Origin of the sequence: Actibacterium ureilyticum (genome assembly GCF_002285435.1) — a bacterium.
Lineage (GTDB): Bacteria > Pseudomonadota > Alphaproteobacteria > Rhodobacterales > Rhodobacteraceae > Actibacterium_C > Actibacterium_C ureilyticum.
In genome coordinates this window covers 97,869-114,605 of record NZ_NSBT01000024.1, presented here as the reverse complement: position 1 = coordinate 114,605, position 16,737 = coordinate 97,869, and the positions used below count along the sequence as shown (strand labels likewise).

Annotated in this window: 23 protein-coding genes; 11 read left to right on the top strand and 12 right to left on the bottom strand. The window is 66.0% G+C overall.

The window, feature by feature from the left end; all coding sequences use genetic code 11:
- Positions 1-3: 3 nt before the first annotated feature.
- Positions 4-969, bottom strand: a complete 966-nt coding sequence (gene ubiA, locus CLM60_RS06620; RefSeq protein ID WP_095588377.1) for a 4-hydroxybenzoate octaprenyltransferase — start codon at positions 967-969, stop codon at positions 4-6.
- A 12-nt stretch (positions 970-981) separates the two neighbouring features.
- Here ubiA and CLM60_RS06615 point away from each other — a divergent pair, with 12 nt between their 5' ends.
- From CLM60_RS06615 to CLM60_RS06600, 4 genes are read left to right on the top strand one after another with little or no spacing between them, the layout of a single operon-like run.
- The gene (locus tag CLM60_RS06615) at positions 982-1,716 is read left to right on the top strand and encodes a 16S rRNA (uracil(1498)-N(3))-methyltransferase (RefSeq protein WP_095588376.1); all 735 of its coding nucleotides are present in this window, start codon (positions 982-984) and stop codon (positions 1,714-1,716) included.
- Positions 1,713-2,552, top strand: coding sequence for a hypothetical protein (locus CLM60_RS06610; protein WP_141246473.1), 840 nt, complete (start codon positions 1,713-1,715; stop codon positions 2,550-2,552). The genes CLM60_RS06615 and CLM60_RS06610 overlap by 4 nt, the downstream gene beginning before the upstream one ends.
- On the top strand, positions 2,549-3,070 hold the full coding sequence (locus CLM60_RS06605; protein ID WP_095588374.1) for a hypothetical protein: 522 nt from the start codon (positions 2,549-2,551) through the stop codon (positions 3,068-3,070). Before CLM60_RS06610 ends, CLM60_RS06605 begins: the two co-directional genes overlap by 4 nt.
- Before the next feature lie 60 nt (positions 3,071-3,130).
- Entirely contained in the window at positions 3,131-4,501 is a 1,371-nt protein-coding gene (locus CLM60_RS06600; protein ID WP_095588373.1) for a glutamate--cysteine ligase, read from the top strand.
- Here the strand turns inward: CLM60_RS06600 and CLM60_RS06595 are convergent.
- From CLM60_RS06595 to CLM60_RS06575, 5 genes are all read right to left on the bottom strand, one after another.
- Entirely contained in the window at positions 4,495-4,941 is a 447-nt protein-coding gene (locus tag CLM60_RS06595) for a hypothetical protein (RefSeq protein WP_095588372.1), read from the bottom strand. The genes CLM60_RS06600 and CLM60_RS06595 overlap by 7 nt on opposite strands.
- A 24-nt stretch (positions 4,942-4,965) precedes the next feature.
- A complete protein-coding gene (locus CLM60_RS06590) occupies positions 4,966-5,334 on the bottom strand; it encodes a hypothetical protein (protein WP_095588371.1) in 369 nt (122 codons plus the stop codon).
- Positions 5,335-5,338: 4 nt separating this feature from the next.
- Positions 5,339-5,755: a hypothetical protein gene (locus CLM60_RS06585; RefSeq protein WP_095588370.1), complete on the bottom strand. Its 417-nt coding sequence runs from the start codon at positions 5,753-5,755 to the stop codon at positions 5,339-5,341.
- A gap of 33 nt (positions 5,756-5,788) precedes the next feature.
- Complete coding sequence (locus tag CLM60_RS06580) at positions 5,789-6,316, bottom strand: GbsR/MarR family transcriptional regulator (RefSeq protein ID WP_095588369.1); 528 nt, start codon at positions 6,314-6,316, stop codon at positions 5,789-5,791.
- 72 nt (positions 6,317-6,388) lie between these two features.
- On the bottom strand, positions 6,389-6,931 hold the full coding sequence (locus CLM60_RS06575; RefSeq protein WP_095588368.1) for a TetR/AcrR family transcriptional regulator: 543 nt from the start codon (positions 6,929-6,931) through the stop codon (positions 6,389-6,391).
- Positions 6,932-7,004: 73 nt separating this feature from the next.
- Here CLM60_RS06575 and CLM60_RS06570 point away from each other — a divergent pair, with 73 nt between their 5' ends.
- Complete coding sequence (locus CLM60_RS06570; RefSeq protein WP_095588367.1) at positions 7,005-7,871, top strand: alpha/beta hydrolase family protein; 867 nt, start codon at positions 7,005-7,007, stop codon at positions 7,869-7,871.
- A 6-nt stretch (positions 7,872-7,877) separates the two neighbouring features.
- Here the strand turns inward: CLM60_RS06570 and plsY are convergent, their stop codons facing one another.
- The 6 genes from plsY to CLM60_RS06545 are packed head-to-tail and all read right to left on the bottom strand — an operon-like array spanning position 7,878 to position 12,083.
- A complete protein-coding gene (gene plsY, locus CLM60_RS06565) occupies positions 7,878-8,486 on the bottom strand; it encodes a glycerol-3-phosphate 1-O-acyltransferase PlsY (protein ID WP_095588366.1) in 609 nt (202 codons plus the stop codon).
- A 41-nt stretch (positions 8,487-8,527) separates the two neighbouring features.
- Positions 8,528-9,805: a dihydroorotase gene (pyrC, locus tag CLM60_RS06560; protein WP_095588365.1), complete on the bottom strand. Its 1,278-nt coding sequence runs from the start codon at positions 9,803-9,805 to the stop codon at positions 8,528-8,530.
- A complete protein-coding gene (locus CLM60_RS06555; protein ID WP_095588364.1) occupies positions 9,798-10,370 on the bottom strand; it encodes a hypothetical protein in 573 nt (190 codons plus the stop codon). Before CLM60_RS06555 ends, pyrC begins: the two co-directional genes overlap by 8 nt.
- On the bottom strand, positions 10,367-10,588 hold the full coding sequence (locus tag CLM60_RS20630) for a hypothetical protein (RefSeq protein WP_141246472.1): 222 nt from the start codon (positions 10,586-10,588) through the stop codon (positions 10,367-10,369). The genes CLM60_RS06555 and CLM60_RS20630 overlap by 4 nt, the downstream gene beginning before the upstream one ends.
- Complete coding sequence (locus CLM60_RS06550) at positions 10,585-11,133, bottom strand: hypothetical protein (RefSeq protein ID WP_141246471.1); 549 nt, start codon at positions 11,131-11,133, stop codon at positions 10,585-10,587. Before CLM60_RS06550 ends, CLM60_RS20630 begins: the two co-directional genes overlap by 4 nt.
- Complete coding sequence (locus CLM60_RS06545) at positions 11,130-12,083, bottom strand: aspartate carbamoyltransferase catalytic subunit (protein ID WP_095588362.1); 954 nt, start codon at positions 12,081-12,083, stop codon at positions 11,130-11,132. The genes CLM60_RS06550 and CLM60_RS06545 overlap by 4 nt, the downstream gene beginning before the upstream one ends.
- Positions 12,084-12,175: 92 nt before the next feature.
- On the opposite strand from CLM60_RS06545, the gene CLM60_RS06540 reads away from it, so the two are divergent.
- From CLM60_RS06540 to CLM60_RS06515, 6 genes are all read left to right on the top strand, one after another.
- Entirely contained in the window at positions 12,176-12,964 is a 789-nt protein-coding gene (locus tag CLM60_RS06540; RefSeq protein ID WP_095588361.1) for a uracil-DNA glycosylase, read from the top strand.
- Positions 12,961-13,560: a metallophosphoesterase family protein gene (locus CLM60_RS06535; protein ID WP_095588360.1), complete on the top strand. Its 600-nt coding sequence runs from the start codon at positions 12,961-12,963 to the stop codon at positions 13,558-13,560. Before CLM60_RS06540 ends, CLM60_RS06535 begins: the two co-directional genes overlap by 4 nt.
- Positions 13,557-14,168 carry a LysE family translocator gene (locus tag CLM60_RS06530; RefSeq protein ID WP_095588359.1) on the top strand — a complete coding sequence of 204 codons (612 nt, stop codon included), beginning with the start codon at positions 13,557-13,559 and terminating at the stop codon, positions 14,166-14,168. The genes CLM60_RS06535 and CLM60_RS06530 overlap by 4 nt, the downstream gene beginning before the upstream one ends.
- Positions 14,168-14,704, top strand: a complete 537-nt coding sequence (gene moaB / locus CLM60_RS06525; protein ID WP_095588358.1) for a molybdenum cofactor biosynthesis protein B — start codon at positions 14,168-14,170, stop codon at positions 14,702-14,704. Before CLM60_RS06530 ends, moaB begins: the two co-directional genes overlap by 1 nt.
- Entirely contained in the window at positions 14,701-15,147 is a 447-nt protein-coding gene (locus tag CLM60_RS06520) for an NUDIX domain-containing protein (protein WP_095588357.1), read from the top strand. Before moaB ends, CLM60_RS06520 begins: the two co-directional genes overlap by 4 nt.
- Positions 15,148-15,273: 126 nt before the next feature.
- The gene (locus CLM60_RS06515) at positions 15,274-16,734 is read left to right on the top strand and encodes an efflux RND transporter periplasmic adaptor subunit (RefSeq protein WP_095588356.1); all 1,461 of its coding nucleotides are present in this window, start codon (positions 15,274-15,276) and stop codon (positions 16,732-16,734) included.
- Positions 16,735-16,737 lie beyond the last annotated feature (3 nt).

The window sequence follows — 16,737 nt, the reverse complement described above, 5'->3', positions numbered from 1 at the left end:
CAATCACAGCACGATGATTGCGGCAAGAAACAGCACAAGGATCAGCCCCGCATCGCGGTTCGACCGGAAGAGCTGCAAGCACGTCGCGGGGTTATAGGTTTTCAGTCGCGTCAGCTGCCACGTCAGGTGCCAGCCAAAGGCCCAGACACCGGCAACGCCAAGCAGCACCTTCAGGATACTGTCCTGCGAGATCAGCGCCACCACCACCCCGGCAGTCAGCAGGATCACGGTGGTCATCATGAACAGCCGCAGCCATTCCTTGGTGTCGTCGCCGAACAGCAGCGCGGTGGATTTCACCCCGATCAGCGCGTCGTCCTCGGTGTCCTGATGGGCATAGATCGTGTCATAGAAGATCGTCCAGGCGATCCCACCCAGATAGAGCAGCACCGCCGGCAGGGCGAGCGACCCGGTATGCGCCGTCCAGCCCAGCAGCGCGCCCCAGTTGAACGCCAGCCCCAGGAACACCTGCGGCCAATAGGTGAAGCGCTTGGCAAAGGGATAGATCACCACCAGCCCCAGCGACGCGACGCCCAGAAAAACGGTTGTCCAGTTGAAGGTTATCAGGATCAGGAACGCGATCCCGGCCTGCATCGCCATCCAGACTGTCGCCTGTTGCACCGTGACCTGTCCCGACGGGATCGGGCGGGATTTGGTGCGCTCGACCTTCGCATCGTATTCATGGTCGGTGATGTCGTTCCAGGTGCAGCCCGCCCCGCGCATCAGCCAAGCGCCCAAGGCGCAGCCGATCAGGATCCAGAGATCGGCTGCCCGAAATCCGGTCGACGCGGCGGCCAGCAGCGTGCCCCACCAGCACGGGATCAGCAGCAGCCAGGTGCCGATCGGCCGGTCTGCGCGGGAAAGCCGCAGATAGGGGCGCGTCCAGTCCGGCGCCAGCCGGTCCACCCAGTTGCCGGAAACGGCGTCGGATACCTGGCCTGTGGCCTCTGGCGTTTCGGTTGTCTCAGACATAGTGTCGGCCCCATGAAAAACGGAAAATCGGCAAAGGTCAGGCTCTATGTAGAGCACCCGCCGGGGCAGGGGCAAACCATTCCTCTGACCCGCGAGCAGGCGCATTACCTTTTCGGGGTGATGCGGCTGGGTGCGGGCGATCACATTCTGGTGTTCGACGGCGCCCATGGCGAGTGGCTGGCCCAGGTGGTCGAGGCCGGAAAGCGCGGCGGCATCCTGTCCTGTGTCGAACAGACCAGGGGTCAGATGAACCCGCCCGACCTGTGGCTGCTCTTTGCCCCGATCAAGAAGGCGCGCACCGATTTCATCGTCGAAAAGGCGGCCGAGATGGGCGCCGCGCGCATCTGTCCGGTACAGACCGAGTTCACCAATGCCGAGCGCATCCGGCAGGACCGGTTGCAGGCCCACGCGGTCGAGGCCGCCGAGCAATGCGGCGGCACCTTCGTGCCCCAGGTTGACGACCTGCAACGGCTGGACCGGATGTTGGCCGACTGGCCCGTGGACCGGCAACTGATGTTCTGTGACGAGGCGCTGGCCGGTGCCGCCGAAACCCTGGGCGCGGCGGGCGGCGGCAAATGGGCGATTCTGATCGGCCCCGAGGGCGGCTTTTCCGACCCCGAACGCGCCCGCCTGACCGCACTGCCCTTCGCCCACGCCGTCAGCCTGGGCCCCCGCATCCTGCGCGCCGACACCGCCGCCGTAGCCGCAATGACAGTCTGGCAACAGGCGCTGGGGGATTGGGGGTGAAACGCGTGCCGCCGCGCCTTTACGCCATACTTGCGCGAGAGGCCGACTATGGCGTGGTGTTCCGGCGTGGCCCGTCCCGGCAGGTTGCTGTGATCGGATGGAATACCAACGATGACAGTTTCGAATTGGGGCAGTGGCTGAAGGGCCGGATATATGAACGCCGCAGCGATCTGTCGCCTGATGGCCGTCATCTGATCTATTTTGCAATCGATGGCATGTGGCACAAGCGTGATGGATCGTGGACGGCAGTCAGCCGCGCTCCGTATTTGACTGCGCTCATATACTATGGTTGGGGGAACTGCTGGGGCGGCGGGGGCGTGTTCGATCGAAACACAAGTTTCTGGCTTGATGGCCACCCCCTTGATGGGGCGCAAAAGTTTACCGATTGCGGTCTACACAGGCAGGATGATCTGCCATGCGATCTTGGGGATGAATATTGTCTGGATTGGAAGAAACTGATCCGCGATGGATGGTCTCCCGCCGAGTATCGGAAAGAGATTGGGCGACCTCATCGCGTTTTCACCAAGCAAGTGCGTTTGGGGTGGCATATCGAAAAATACTGCTTTTCCGAAGGCGAGGACGGGCCGAACAACGCGGTTTACTGGGAACGACATCGACTGATCGGCCCGGGGGTCGAGATCGACGGCGCGGATTGGGAATGGGCCGATGTCGATGGGCGGGATGTGGTCTATGCCGCTCGGGGCGCTCTGTGGCGGATGTGTGTTGGCGAATACTCGGCCGATACCCCACGCCTGCTGAAGGATTTCACCGATATGCAATTCGAAGCGCGCACCGCACCCTATCAGGGCGTGCCTGCCGGGAAGCGCGGCCAATGATCCGCCCCGAAATCACCGCCGCCCTGCTGCGCTGGCGCGAGGCGTTGATCGGGTTGGCGGTGTTCCTGCTGTCGGCCTATGGCGCGGCGACGGCGTTCGGGTTGGTGAAATGGCTGTCGTGGCTGGGTGTGGCCATCGGTGCTGCCCTGATGTGGGAGGGCGCGCGGCGTGCGCGCTTTCCGGCGGGCGCGGGCGGGCCGGGAATGGTGGAGCTGGACGAGCGTCAGATCACCTATTTCGGGCCCATGGGTGGCGCGGCGGTGTCGGTCGATGACTTGTCCCGGGTCGAGATCCGCACCACCGATGCCGGGCCACTGAACAGCGATCTGTTCTGGATCTTTACCCAGACCGACGGCCTGGCCTTGCGCATTCCCGGCGACGCGCAGGGGGTCGAGGTGCTGTTCGACGCGCTGGCGATGCTGCCCGGCGTCGACTATCACGCGGCGACACAGGCGGCGGGTACGACCCATCCTCAGCATTTCGTGATCTGGCAAAAACACAGACTCCCGTCGCATTGACATCCCCCGCCGTTTCGCCCCACATCGGTCGGGCACGCACAGCAAGATCGGAGCACCCCCATGTCCATTCCCCAGTCCGGCGGCGACCCGATCGAAGATATCGCGCAGCTAGCGGCCTATCTGGAAAGCGGCTGCAAGCCCAAGGCAGACTGGCGCATCGGGACCGAGCACGAGAAGTTCGGCTATTGCAAGGACACGCTGAAGCCGCTGCCCTATGACGGGCCGCGCTCGATCCGTGCGGTGCTGGAGGGGCTGCGCGACGGTCATGGCTGGGCGCCGATCCTGGAGGGCGGCCATCTGATCGGGCTGGAAAAGGACGGCGCGAATGTCAGCCTGGAACCGGGCGGCGCGCTGGAACTGTCGGGCGCCCCGCTGGAAACCATCCACGAGACCTGTGACGAGGTGAACGCCCATCTGCGCGACGTGAAGGACATTGCCGACAAGATCGGCGTGGGCTTCATCGGGCTGGGGGCGGCGCCGATCTGGTCGCATGAGCAGATGCCGCTGATGCCCAAGGGGCGCTACAAGCTGATGGATGCCTATATGGAAAAGGTCGGCACCATGGGCACGTCGATGATGCGGCGGACCTGCACGGTGCAGGTGAACCTGGATTTCGGGTCCGAGGCCGACATGGTGCAGAAACTGCGCGTGGCGCTGGCGTTGCAGCCGGTGGCGACCGCGCTGTTTGCGAATTCGCCCTTCTTCGAGGGCAAGGTGAACAACCACAAAAGCTGGCGGTCCTATATCTGGCGGCACCTGGATGCCGACCGGACGGGCATGTTGCCCTTCGTGTTCGAAGATGGGTTCGGGTTCGAGGCCTGGGTGGACTATGCGCTCGATGTGCCGATGTATTTCGTCTATCGGGACGGGAAATATATCGACGCCCTGGGCCAGAGCTTTCGCGATTTCCTGAAGGGCGAGCTGCCAGCGCTGCCGGGGGAAACCCCGCTGATCAGCGACTGGGCCGATCACCTGACCACCATCTTCCCCGAGGCGCGGCTGAAGAAATTCATCGAGATGCGCGGCGCCGACGGCGGCCCCTGGCGGCGGCTTTGTGCGCTGCCCGCGTTCTGGGTCGGGCTGACCTATGACCAGACGGCGCTGGATGCGGCCTGGGATCTGGTCAAGGACTGGGATTCTGAGACCCGCGAGGGGCTGCGCGTGGCGGCATCGGTCGACGGGTTGCAGGCGCGGGTGGGCGATGTGTCGATGCACGAGGTCGCGCGTCAGGCCGTTGCGATCTCGCAGGCTGGCCTGAAGGCACGGGCGCGCCCCGGCGCGGGCGGGCTGATCCCCGACGAGACCCATTTCCTGAATGCGCTGCAGGAAAGCGTCGATAGCGGCAAGGTCCCGGCGGATGAGCTGTTGGAACATTACAACGGCGATTGGGATGGCGATCTGACGCGTATCTACGCGGCCTACAGTTACTGAGGATTGGCGCGGCCGCTGTGTCGTTCGGGGTCGGCGTAAAGCCATCCGAAAAGCGCGCCCCAAAGCGGCGCGGCAATCACACCGCAGACCATGATGATCCCAAAGGGCACTTGTGCGTCAACGATGGGGTCCGACAGGTATCGGACGCCCCAGTAGAGCGCCAATAGCAGGGGCGTGCCGATCACGTGCCCGCCCATGGCCAGACCCGGGATGTCATCGCGCGCGCCGCAGCGTTTCAGGTGACGCCACAGGATCGGCGCGCCGATCACCAGCCACGGAACGAAGCCCAGCACCGCCGCGACAATCGTCGTGGCCGACACGATCCAGGCCATGGGATGCGGGACCAGCAGCAGCGGGAGAGAGACCAGCACGGGCAACAGCGGCGCGACGAACAGCGACATCCAGAAGTCGGGCACGTCGATCGGGTGTTGCTGTGTCATGCTGGTCTCCTTCGCAGTCAGGTGTCAGGCCGTAGGTTGGGCCGGTTCAGCAGGGGCGGGGATGCGCGGGTTCTGCGCCCGGACCACCATGTCGCGCAGCGCGCCGATCGCGCTGGCAAAGCCGATGCCAAGCGCCACCAGCGCGACACCCAGGGTGCCGAAGCTGGCCACCACCGGCGGCAGGTCGGACAGGCCGATCAGCGCGGCGATCAACGCCAGCCCGCCCGCGCCGATGACGACAAACCCGCTGACGATGGCCAGCGCGCCCGCCCGCGCGGTGCGCCCGGTTTGCGGGCAGTCGCCCATCACCGCACCAATGCGCAGGATCATCACGGACAAGGTGGCAAGCGCCGCCAGGCTGATCACGAAATACAGGGCATAAGGTACAAACATCAGATCATCCTTTCTGTTGGATCTGTTGGGTTTCTTTCGCAAATCGTGGGTAGAGATGGGCCAGAACGGCCATCCACAGCGGCCCGAAGAACAGGCCGAAACTCAGCAGCATATCCAGGTCGCGCGCGCGATAGGCGCCGGTCCATTGGATGATGGGCCAGGCGGGCACGATCATCAGCACCGCCAGAAACCCCGCCAGTGCGAACAGCACCCGGCTGCGCTGTCCCGCGCGCAGCAGCACATAAGCCAGCGGCGCGCCGAAGATCAGATAGAATACGCCCCCCAACAGGATGGCAAAGACCGGGATCAGCAGCACCCAGAAGAAGCACAGCGCGATCAGCAACGGCGCCCAGAATGTCGCCAGGACAAAGGGCCAGAATTCCGCGCGGGGCCTGCTATTGTATTCTGTATTTGTGGTCATTTCTGTAATTTCCGAAATTTTAGCGCAAAATTTTTAGCCGCTGCCGGGTAGGAACCGCGCGATGCGCGCACCCAGCTTGATCGCGGCCATCTGCACCTTGCGCGGCAGGCGCGAGACCTCCTGATACCAGCCGTCGAACATCTCCATCACCTGCAGGGTTTCGCGCATCCGGTCGCGCACGGGTGCGGGGGTGTTGTCGGTCTCGGCCTCGGCCAACACGTCGCGCAGGGCCTCGATCGTGGGCAGGAACTCGCGCTCGCGCCGTTCGGCGATCACGGTGTCGACCAGATCCTGCATGTCGCGGATCGACGTGAAATGATCGCGCCGGTCGCCCAGCTGGCGGCTGGCCTTGACCAGCTTCCAGCCCTGCAATTCCTTCAGCGCGGTCGACACGTTCGAGCGCGCCAGGTTCAGCGTCTCGCAGATCTCGTCCGCCGTCATCGGCTCGGGCGCGATGTGCAGCAGCGCGTGGATCTGGGCCACGGACCGGTTGGTGCCCCATTTGGCGCCCATCTCTCCCCAATGAAGGATAAAGGCCTGCATGGCGGGGGTCAGCTGCATCGACTCTCTCCTAATTTCTGTAAAGGCAGAAATATCAGAATTGACTGCAGAGTCAAGCGATCTGCGCGCGCCTCAGGTTTTCAGCGCGGCCAGACGTTCCAGCGGGCGGGGGCTTTGTTCGGCCAACGCCAGCAGCCAGGCGCCCTCCATCTGCATCAATAACAGGTCGGCGGCGTCCTGCGGGGCGGCGTGGCCCAGCCGCGTGGCGTGGGCGGCCAGACAGGCAGCCCAGTCGTTCATAACCTGCCGGGCGGCGTCGCGCAGCGCGGGTTCCTGTCCCGACGCCTGCAGGATGCTGGCCACCGGACAGGCCTGCACCGGGCCACCCGGGGGGATCAGCGCGGCAATGGCCCGTGCCAGCGCGGCGGCGCCGGTGGCGAAACTGTCGGCATCGGCAAAGGCGCGGTCGATCAGACGCTGGATCGCGGCACCGGTACACAAGGTGGCGGCGGTCGCCAGCTCGCGCTTGCCGCCGGGAAAGTGGTAATAAAGCGACCCTTTGGGCAGTCCCGATGCGCTCAGGATCTCGGCCAGACCAACCCCGTCATAGCCCTTTTGCCGCAACAGGGTCGCGGCGCAGCGCAGCAGCGTGTCGCGGTTCGTGGGGGCGTTCATGCGCCCGTCATAGCGGGGCTGGACCGATCGGTCCAGATGTCTTATAGACCAACCGGTCTAATAAGGGGATCGCATGAGCGCCGACACCAACCCGGAATTCACGCCCGTCACCATCCGGGCCAAGGGCGCCAGGCTGACCGCGCGGTTCACACCCGCCGTGGGACCGACGCGCGCCAATCTGGTGCTGCACGGGGCGACCGGCGTGCCGCAACGCTATTACCAGCCCTTCGCGCGTTGGGCGGCGCAGCGCGGCGTGGGGGTGCTGACCTATGATTATCGTGATTTCGGTGCCTCGCGGACGGGGCCGATGCGGGACAGCCGGGCAAACTTTGCCGACTGGACGCTGCACGATCAGGGCGCGGCCGAGCGCTGCTTGGCCGAACTGGCACCGGACGGGCCGCTCTGGGTGCTGGGCCATTCGCTGGGTGGGTTGGGCATCGCATTCCGGCAGTTCGATCCGCGCGTGTCGCGGATCACCACCATCGGGGCGGGCATGGCGCATCACACCGACCACCCGTGGAGTTATCGGCCCATCGCGCTGGCCTTCTGGTTCGTGCTGGGGCCGGTCGGCACCGCGCTGGCGGGATACCTGCCGGGGCGGCGGATGCTGCTGGGCGCGGACCTGCCGGCGGGGGTCTATTGGCAATGGCGGCGATGGTGCACGCGGCGCAGGTTTTTCCATGATGATATCGGCGACAGCCTGCCACAGCCGGATTTCACCCTGCCGGGTCCGCGGATCCGGATGCTGACCATGACCGACGATGTGGTGGTCCCGCCCGTGGCGGTGCGGCGCTATGCCGATGCCTTTGCCGCGGGGCGGGTCGACTTCGCCGCGCTGGACCCGGCCGATTACGGCCTGACTTCGCTGCGCCATATCGAGGTTCTGTCCCAGCGCAGCGCCGCCGCCTGGCCCGCGATCCTGGACCTGCCCCCGGCATAGGGCGGCTCAGCCCTTCTGGCCGATCTTGGGCTCGGTCCCGGCCTTCAGCCGCTTCAGGTTCGGCGCATGGCGGATATAGATCAGGATGGTCAGACAGATGCCCAGAAGGATGAACGTGCCATAGCCCAGAAACACCATCCACAGCGGCGTCAGCGCCGCCGCCACCAGCGCGGCCAGCGACGAATACCGCGCCACCAGCGCCATCACCAGCCAGGTGGCACAGGCCGCCAGCCCCACGGGCCAGGCCAGCGCCAGCAGCGTGCCCAGGAAGGTCGCCACCCCCTTGCCGCCGCGAAAGCCCAGATAGATGGGAAAGCAATGCCCGACAAAGGCCGCCAGCCCGGCAAGCTGCGCCGCATCCTCGCCCGCCAGCGCGCGCGCAATCAGCACCGCGAGCCCGCCTTTGCCCGCATCCAGCACCACCGTCAGCGCCGCCGCCACCTTGTTGCCGGTGCGCAGCACGTTGGTGGCGCCGATATTGCCGGACCCGATGGCGCGCAGATCGCCCAGCCCGAAGGCCCGCGCGATCACGATCCCGAAGGGCACGGACCCCAGAAGATAGGCCAGCACCGCCACCAGCGCCAGAACGGGCAAAGCGGTCTCAATCAAAGGCATGGTTCATTGTTCCCCAAATACTCCCGCCGGAGGCATGAAAATCAGTCCGCCCCGAAGACTTGCGCGCCCGCGACGAAGGTTGCAATCACCTTGCCCTGCATCCGCGCGCCGTCAAAGGGGGTGTTCTTGGATTTCGACCGCAGCTTGAAGCGGTCCAGCACGAAAGGCGCGTCCGCGTCGAACAGCACCAGATCGGCGGGCGCGCCGGGGGCCAGCCGCCCGGTGTCCAGCCCCAGCCGCCGCGCCGGGTTCAGCGACAGCGCACGCCACAGCACCGGCAGCGCGATCTGCCCCGCATGGACCAGCCGGAGCGCGGCGGGCAACAGGGTCTCCAGCGCCACGGCACCGCTCGCGGCCTCCTCGAACGGCAGGCGCTTGCTTTCCTCGTCTTGGGGCGTGTGCATCGAACAGATCACGTCGATCAGCCCGCTGGCCACCGCATCGACCAGCGCCAGCCGGTCGTCTTCCGACCGCAGCGGCGGCTTGACCTTGAAGAAGGTGCGGTAATCCGAAACGTCGAGCTCATTCAGCGTCAGGTGATGGATCGACACGCCCGCCGTCACATCCAGCCCGTTGGCCTTGGCCCGTTCCAGCGCGGGCAGGGCGCGGGCGGTGGTGATCTGGTCGGCGTGGTATCTGACGCCCGTCATCTCGACCAGCGCCATGTCGCGGTCCAGCGCCATGCGCTCGGCCATGGGCGTGACCGACGGCAGACCCTTCAACGCGGCGAACTTGCCGCTGGTGGCCGCCGCCCCCGCCGACAGGCCCGGATCCTGCGGATGGGCGATGACCAGCGCGCCCAGGCTGCGGGCATAGGTCATGGCGCGGCTCAGCACCTTGGTATCGGTGGTGACCGTATCGCCATCGGTGAACGCTACGGCGCCGGCATCCAGCAGGAAGCCCAGCTCGGTCATCTCGCGCCCCTGCCGGCCCTTGGTCAGGGCGGCCATGGGCTTGATCCGCACCGGCGCGGCCTCGCGCGCGCGGCGGGTGACGAATTCCAGAACCTCGGGCGTGTCGATGGCGGGCAGCGTGTCGGGGCGGGTGACCATGGTGGTGACCCCGCCCGCCGCCGCCGCCAGCCCGGCGGAGCGAAAGCTCTCCTTGTGCCGCTCGCCCGGCTCGCAGATCTTGACGCCGATATCGACGATCCCCGGCGCCAGGCACTTGCCGCGCGCGTCGATCACCCGGTCCGCCTTGGGCGGGGCATCGGTGCCCGTGGCGCTGATGGTGCCCCCATCGACCGCCAGCCAGCCGGTGGTTTCGGTTCCGACCTCGGGGTCGATCAGGCGGGCATTGGTGATAAGGGTGTCAGGCATTGGTCGTCCCGTTGCTGTCGTCGGCGCGCGCGTCGCGCATGTCCTGTTGAAGCCGCTGGATCATCGGCCAGACCCTGTCGGCATCTGCAAAACGCATGAAGCCCGCAGCGAATTTCTGCGGCACATCGTTCACAGTCACGCCCTCGTCGACATAGTCAAAGATAATCGAGCCAAGCGGGCCGGGGACATAATCGTAGTCACTCTCGGCGGTTATTTCATAGGTTTTCAGCGTGCGCCGACGCCGGGGCAGGGCGATGCCCAGAATGGCGCGGCGGTTTGTCAGGGTATAGAATGTGTGGCGGCGTTTATGGGCTGGCCAATAGGATTGGCTGAACGCGAGGTAGCCGCTGATCCCGGTCCACAAGACTGCGAACAGGAATATGACGGGCTCTGCGCCGCTAATCGCAATGACAAAGAGCACAACGCCGATCGCAGAGAAGCATGCACCGATACCGAAGGCCGCCCAGCGGCTTGGGTGGATATAGATCCCACCATCGGGCTGCCCCTGCCAGAGGATCTCTTCACCCTCCCACAGGATACCCGCCCATTCGTCATCGGTGCTCAAACCATCACCCCGCCATCGGCCCGTTCCCGCAAGTTCCGCGCCAGCAGGTCCATCGCGGCCATGCGCACGGCGACGCCCCGGTTCATCGGCCCCGAGGTATTCATAATGATAGATATCAAAAGCCTAGATGCCGTTTCTAAGACAGTATGGATCGCCCCCACGGCGGAGGCGCAGCAGGTGAAAGCCATCAGGCGGCTATTCGCGGAAAGCGTGTTCATGTCTCGCCTCGTTGAATGGCGTAAACCAGGGAAAGCACCCTCTTTCCATCTGTTAAGTTTCTGAATTCAAAAGAATCCACTAATCGGGCGCCAGATCGGGACGGAGCGCCAAACCGAATCCGTTGAACCTTACCATCTTCCCAGCCGATTTCCGTATCGACGGAAATAGCTTTTGTTCTGAGTGTCTTGCCTAGGAGGCTCGTGGCAATAAATGCGCGCTTGTTGCTCAATGCGTACCACGTCGACCGACGCGTCAGATAGTCATGCGCAAACCGACCGATGGTCATATACAAGCCCACAAAAAAGAACACACCACCGAAGCAAATCGGCACCAAACCCAGCGGCGAACCGTCAAGCAATGCGGCAATACCCGCGACCATGATTATTCCACCAATCGGCACTGCAATGCCTGCCCAGGCGATTGAGAAGGGAACCAGCAACAAATCGCGCCTTTCCAGGTTGAGAAAATTTCCAGCAGGTTGCCCCTGCCACAATACATGCTCCCCCTTTTCCAGAAAATCTGCCCAATCCGAAGCTGCGCTCAAACCATCACCCCGCCATCGGCCCGTTCCCGTAGGTTCCGCGCCAGCAGGTCCATGGCGGCCATGCGCACGGCGACGCCCATTTCCACCTGTTCCTGGATGACGGATCGGTTGATGTCATCGGCGATCTCGCCGTCGATCTCGACGCCCCGGTTCATGGGGCCGGGGTGCATCACGATGGCGTCGGGCTTGGCATGGGCCAGTTTCTCGGCGTCCAGCCCATAGCGGTGGTAGTACTCGCGTTCGGACGGGATGAAGCCGCCATCCATCCGCTCACGCTGAAGCCGCAGCATCATGACCACGTCCACGTCCTTCAGCCCCTCGGCCATGTCGTCATAGACCTCGCAGCCGAATTCGGCGAACTGGCCGGGGACCAGCGTGGGCGGGCCGACCAGGCGGACGCGGTTCTCCATCTTGCCCAGCAGGATGATGTTCGACCGCGCCACGCGGCTGTGGGCGATGTCGCCGCAGATGGCGATCGACAGACGGTGCAGCCGGCCTTTGGCGCGGCGGATCGTCAGCGCGTCCAGCAGCGCCTGTGTGGGGTGTTCGTGCCGCCCGTCGCCCGCGTTCAACACCGCGCAGTTGACTTTCTGCGCCAGCAGGTCGACCGCGCCGGAATGCGGGTGCCGCACCACCAGCAGGTCGGGATGCATCGCGTTCAGCGTCAGCGCCGTGTCGATCAGGGTTTCGCCCTTTTTGATGCTGGACGCCTGCATCGCCATGTTCATCACATCCGCGCCCAGCCGCTTGCCCGCCAGTTCGAACGACGCCTGCGTGCGGGTGGAGTTCTCGAAAAACATGTTGATCTGCGTCAGTCCCGCCAGCGCGTCGGAATGTTTGACGGCGCCGCGGTTCAGATCGACATATTGATCGGCCAGGTCCAGGATTTCACGGATATCGTCGGGTTTCAGCGGCTCGATACCAAGCAGGTGCTTTGCGCGGAATGTCATGGGGCCTCCGATCCGGTCGGGTGGGTTATAGGTTTGCACGCGCGGGGCGGCAAGAGATTGTCATCGCGCGCGTGTCGGCCTAGCGTGCGGACATGATTCAATCGGCGGACAACCTGGACTATCACACCGCGCTGGCGCTTCTGGCCTGGCAGGTCGAGCTGGGCGCGGACGAGGCGATTGCCGCGGCGCCGGTCGACCGCTATGCGCTGCGCGACCAGCCCAAGCCCAAGCGCGCGGCACAGGCCGCCCCGGAACCGCAGCCGGTGCCGCAGGCCGATCCGGTGGCCGAGGCGCGGGCATTGGCGCAAGCCGCCGGCACCTTGGACGAACTGTGCGAGGCGGTGGCCGACTTCACCCATTGCGAACTGAAACAGGGCGCGCGCAACACCGTGTTTGCCGATGGCAACCCGGCGGCGCGGATCATGGTCATTGGCGAGGCGCCGGGCCGCGACGAGGATATGCGCGGGCTGCCCTTCGTGGGGCGCGCGGGCCAGTTGCTGGACCGGATGTTCGCCGCCATCGGCATGGACCGCACCGCGCCCGACAGCGAGGCTGCGCTTTATATCACCAATGTCCTGCCCTGGCGCCCGCCGCAGAACCGCGACCCGAAACCGGACGAGGTTGCGATGATGCTGCCCTTCCTGCAGCGCCATGTCGAACTGGCCGATCCGCAGGTGCTGGTGCTGATGGGCAATCACTCCTGTCAGGCGCTGCTGGGGATGCGCGGCATCACGCGGCTGCGCGGCAAGTGGGCCGAGGCGCTGGGCCGTCCGGCCCTGCCGATGTTCCATCCGGCCTTTTTGTTGCGCAACCCGGTGGCCAAGCGCGAGGCGTGGCATGACCTGCTGATGTTGCAGGCGCGCCTGCGCGGCGGCGCATGAGGATCCTGGCCTTCTCTGACCTGCACGCGGCGCGCGCCCGTGCCGCCGATCTGGTGGCCGCCGCAGCGGACGCCGATCTGGTGATCGGGGCGGGGGATTTCTGCAACATGCGGCAGGGGCTGGATCAGGCCATGCGCCTGCTGGATGGGATCGACGTGCCGCTGGTCGTGGTGCCCGGCAATGCCGAAAGCGCCGAGGAGTTGATCGCGGCCAGCGCCATGGGCACCCATGTGCTGCATGGTGCCCCGGCGGAATTCGACGGTGTGCGGCTGTTCGGGCTGGGCTATGGCGTGCCCGTCACACCCTTCGGCGACTGGTCCTGCGACTTGACCGAGGCCGAGGCGGGCGCGATGCTGGACACCTGTACGCAAGCCGACATCCTTATCACCCATTCCCCGCCCAAGGGCGTGGCGGATGTGACATCGGGCGGGCAATCGGTCGGCTCGACCGAGATCCGGGCGGCCATCGAACGCATCCAGCCGCGACTGGCGCTCTGCGGGCATATCCATGACAGTTGGGGGCAGGAAGGCATGATCGGCGCGACCCGTGTCGTGAACCTGGGCCCCACGCCGAATTGGTTCGAGGTGAGCATATGATCGACCCGCTGACCCTGTTGGCCTTCATCCCCGCGGCACTTGCGCTGAACCTGACGCCCGGGGCGGATCTGATGTTCTGCCTGGGCCAGGGGCTGCGGTCGGGGCCGCGCGCGGCGCTGGCGGCGGATTTCGGCATCGCGCTGGGCGGTATGGTGCATGTCACGCTGGCGGGTCTGGGTCTGGGCGCGCTGGTGGCGGCGCATCCCGCGCTGTTCGACGTGATCCGCTGGGGCGGGGTGGCCTATCTGCTGTGGCTGGCGTGGCGCACCCTGACGGGGCCAAGCCACCTGAACGCCGCGCCGCGCGCGCGCAATGCGTTTCGCGAGGGGCTGATGGTCAACCTGACCAACCCCAAGGTGATCCTGTTCGTGCTGGCCTTCGTGCCGCAATTCGTCGACCCCACCCGCGCGGTGCTGCCGCAATTCCTGATCCTGGGCGCGCTGATCGCTGTGGGCGGGCTGGTCGTGAACGGCGCGGTGGGGGTTTTCGCCGGCAGCATGGGGCGCCGCCTGACCGGCTCGCCCCGCTTCGCACGCGGGCTGGCCATCGTGTCGTCGGGCATTTTCGCGGGGCTGGCCATCCGATTGGCGGTATTGGAGCGGAATTGATGGCAACAGGCGAAAAACAGTTCATTCCGGTGCGTATCGCGGTTCTGACCGTGTCCGACACGCGCGGGCTGGATCAGGACCGGTCCGGCCAGACGCTGGTCGACCGGCTGAGCGCGGCGGGGCATGTGCTGGCCGACCGCAAGATCCTGCGCGACGAGCGGGATCAAATCGCCGCGCAACTGCGCGCCTGGTGCGCCGATCCGGGGGTGGATGTCGTGATCTCGACCGGGGGCACGGGGCTGACGGGCCGCGACGTGACGGTCGAGGCGCATCGCGATGTCTATGAAAAGGAAATCGACGCCTTCGGCACGGTCTTTACCATTGTCAGCATGAAGAAGATCGGCACCAGCGCGGTGCAAAGCCGGGCGACCGGCGGGGTGGCCAATGGCACGTACCTGTTCGCGCTGCCCGGCTCGACCGGGGCGTGCAAGGATGCCTGGGACCAGATCCTGGTGCATCAGCTGGATTACCGCCATGCGCCGTGCAACTTTGTCGAGATCCTGCCGCGGCTGGACGAACATCAGCGGCGCAAATGACCGACCTCTTCACCCCCTTGGGCGATCTGCCCGCCGATCCGGTCACGCGGGCGGCGGTGGTGGTGGCCTGTGACACGCGGGGGCGGGTGTTGCTGCAATTGCGCGACGATTTTCCGGGCGTCGCCGCGCCGGGGCAATGGTGCGTCTTTGGCGGCGGGGTCGAGGGGGACGAGGGGCTGGCCCAGGCCGCCGCGCGCGAGTTTGCCGAGGAAACCGGTGTGATCCTGTCGCCCGAGCTGTTTCAGCCGCTGGCCGCCGTCGCGGGCCGGGCGCACAAGGGCGCGGTGCTGTACGCGTTCCGCTGCACCGTTCCGGTCGAGGTCGCGCATATCAAGCTGGCCGAGGGCGCGGGCTTCGGCTTTTTCACCGCGCGTCAGGTGGCGGCGCTGGATCTGGTGCCCACGACACGGGCGGTTCTGACCCATGCCGGGCTGGTGGGATAAAAAACGCACCGATCTGCGACGGAATGCATCGGCGGCTGCGTTTAAGCCGGGACTTGGACGGTTGCGCCACCGGCGCTATCTTGCGGTGAAGGCTGTTATTTCCCGATCAGGGAAGGATCGAACCATATGCGTTTCCTGCGGCGAAGTCTGGTAGGGCTGTTCTTGCTGGCTGTGACGGTCGGCGTGCTGACCTATGCCGGTCACATATTCGTGAGCGCGGTGCAGGAACGCCTGGCCCGCGAGAGCCAGGAACCGCCCGCGCGCGAGCGGGTGTTTTCGGTGAATGTCGCGCGGCTTGTGGCGCAGGATATTGCACCGGTGCTGACCGCCTATGGCGAGGTACGCAGCCGCCGCACGCTGGATCTGCGGGCCAAGTCCAGCGGCACGGTGATCGAACTGGCCGAGGCGTTCGAGGAAGGCGGCGTGGTGCGTGCGGGGCAGTTGCTGGTGCAGGTCGACCCGGCCGATGCGCAGGCCGCGCTGGACGTGGCGCGCGCCGACCTGTCCGAGGCGCAGGCCGAGCTGCGCGATGCCCAGCGGACGCTGGAGCTGGCCCATGACGAACTGACCGCCGCCGAAAAACAGGCCCAGCTGCGCGAAACCGCGCTGGCGCGCCAGCAGGATCTGCGCGGGCGCGGGGTGGGCACCGACGCGGCGGTGGAAACCGCGGCGCTTGCGGCCTCTGCCGCGGCGCAGGTGGTGCTGTCGCAACGACAGGCGCTGGCCACGGCCGAAACCCAGGCCGAGCTGACCCAGACCCAGCTGGACCGCGCCAAGGTCGCCCTGGCCGAGGCCGAACGCGATCTGGCCGATACCGCGCTTTACGCCGAATTCGACGGGGTGCTGGCCGATGTGACGCTGGTGCAGGGCGGGCTGGTGGCCAATAACGAACAGGTGGCTCAGCTGATCGACCCCGACCAGCTGGAGGTGTCGTTCCGTGTCTCGACCTCGCAATACGCGCATCTGCTGGATGCGTCGGGCGCGCTGATCCCCGCGCCGATCACCGCCACGGTCGATGTCTTCGGCACCGATCTGGTGGCGGGGGGCCGCATCGCGCGGGAAAGCCCCGCCGTGGGCGAGGGGCAAACCGGGCGGCTGTTGTTTGCGCGGTTGCAGGATGCCGCCGGGTTCCGGCCCGGCGATTTCGTCACCATCGCGATCGAAGAGCCGCAGATGCAGCAGGTCGCGCGCATCCCGGCGACGGCGCTGGATGCCAATGGCACCGTGTTGCTGATCGGCGCGGACGAGCGTCTGGAACAGGCGAGGGTCAAGGTTCTGCGTGCCCAGGGCGATGACGTGATCATCCGCGCGCCGGGGCTTTATGGCCGCGAGGTCGTGGCCGAACGCTCGCCCCTGTTGGGGGCGGGGATCAAGGTGCGCCCGATCCGGCCACAGGCCGATGCGGCGGGCGAAGTCGACGCGGGCATGGTCGCCCTGACACCCGAACGCCGCGCCCGCCTGATCGCCTTTGTCGAGGGCAATGCCCGCATGCCCAGCGAGGCCAAGGAGCGCCTGTTGCTGCAATTGGCGCAGGACGAGGTGCCCGCCCAGACCATAAGCCGGCTGGAAAGCCGGTTCGGGGGCTAGGCC